The organism is Bowmanella yangjiangensis (genome assembly GCF_017255015.1).
Classification (GTDB): domain Bacteria; phylum Pseudomonadota; class Gammaproteobacteria; order Enterobacterales; family Alteromonadaceae; genus Bowmanella; species Bowmanella yangjiangensis.
On record NZ_JAFKCS010000630.1, the window covers coordinates 1 to 421 of the forward strand.

Here is a 421-nt window from a genome sequence, read left to right on the forward strand (position 1 = left end):
GTCACCGCGCAGCCACTGATGGCCAGCGCCAGCATGCTCACTACCCCTAGTGTTTGGCTCTTTTTCATCCTTGGGCCGCCCCCTTGTCACGGCTCCGACTCACTGCTTTCTCGTTGTTATCGGTCGATCAGATCTGTGCCTGGGCCGCTGCGATCTGTTGCAGCGCCTGGGCCAGTTCCTGGTGCTGGCGTTGCTCACCTTCGTTCAGCGCCTGCAATTGCTGGCCCAGCGTCGGGGCCGAGAGGAAGCCGCCACCCCCGGCTCCCCATTTCTTGCCATCGAAAACCTCCAGCTTTTGGCTCTCCTGCTGCACATCCTTGGTAAAGATGCCGGAGAGGCTGCTGCTGCCGAACACCCCTCCGTCGCCGCCACCGAAGCCGAGGAAGCCGATACCGCTGCCATTGCCGGCACCGCTGTCGCT

At 62.9% G+C, this 421-nt stretch carries 1 protein-coding gene; it reads right to left on the reverse strand.

Annotation, left to right across the window (positions count from 1 at the left end; translation table 11 throughout):
- Positions 1 to 127: 127 nt before the first annotated feature.
- The coding region (locus tag J0A65_RS26005) for a hypothetical protein (protein ID WP_206597085.1) at positions 128 to 421 on the reverse strand (294 nt) is incomplete at its 5' end.